This is a genomic window from Bartonella sp. MR168JLCBS, from assembly GCF_042194175.1.
On record NZ_JBHIMP010000201.1, the window covers coordinates 1 to 936 of the forward strand.

Here is a 936-nt window from a genome sequence, read left to right on the forward strand (position 1 = left end):
ATCCATACGAAGAATCAAATTACTCCCCCATTCTGGAAGCCAAGAAATATCTAAACGCACCACACGGTTTCCGTGAACTGCTGGATAAAGCATTATTGTAAAAAGAAGGCCGAACAGTGCAATAACCCCAGCAAACCACGCTTCATTATTTTTTGCTGTCGAACGAAAAAAGCTAATAACAGCACTTCCAGCGAAGGGAAGCAAAACCAGCAATATCAACATTGCTTCCCATGTTGTCATTCTTTAAGCTCCGTCTTGGCTTTAACATTTTGTTGATGACAAAATGAAAATTTACATTTTTATCACCCTATTTTGCCCTTACAATAATAAGATTTAATAAACCTTAAAAATATTTAAAATTTTTACAAAACAACCATTGGATGAAAAACTGCTCAACACACAAAATGTCTTAAAAAATTTTCATCTTTAACATTTTCTATCCCTTAAAAAAGTGAGAAAGACACTGCTTACGAGGTCCATGAAAAGGCTGATAGCTATTATCATTTTTATTGTAAGAACGATAACGCGCACGACAAGAATCAACATGTTGTTTGAGCATCCATGGCTCTTTTTTCTCTGAAGAAGAAATCAAAAGCATTTTTTTCGAAGCTAATATTGCTTTTAATGGCACATGCTTTGTATTTAGATGTGGAAATGCAACGAATGCCGTTTTAGGATACCACCAATCGTCACTATATTTACGATAACCGCGTCGATAATGACGATAGCCTTTGAAACCGTTAAGTTCCCTGCGCCCTGTAAAAATTAAAGGAGCCACATTTTCTTGAACTGGAGATGCGTGAGATGCCTTAACTTCAGTATCGCTTTTTTGCGCAGAATCAGTGATATTGGTTACTATTGTAAAAACACTTCCGATGAGTGCAATAATCAAAGCATAATACGAACTCTTCATTATAGGCATAACACAAATCTCAC

Annotated in this window: 2 protein-coding genes; both read right to left on the reverse strand. The window is 35.9% G+C overall.

The window, feature by feature from the left end; genetic code table 11:
* Positions 1–240, reverse strand: a 240-nt coding sequence (locus ACFIK8_RS10335; protein ID WP_375669373.1) for a hypothetical protein, incomplete at its 3' end; no start/stop codon positions are given.
* A 196-nt stretch (positions 241–436) separates the two neighbouring features.
* Positions 437–922 (reverse strand): BA14K family protein, encoded by a 486-nt coding sequence (locus tag ACFIK8_RS10340; RefSeq protein ID WP_161510725.1) that lies wholly within the window; start codon positions 920–922, stop codon positions 437–439.
* Between the last annotated feature and the right edge of the window lie 14 nt (positions 923–936).

What these genes read in the sequence shown, in the direction of transcription:
- ACFIK8_RS10340 (WP_161510725.1), bottom strand. Translation starts at nt 922, where the DNA reads ATGCCTATAATGAAGAGTTCGTATTATGCTTTGATTATTGCACTCATC.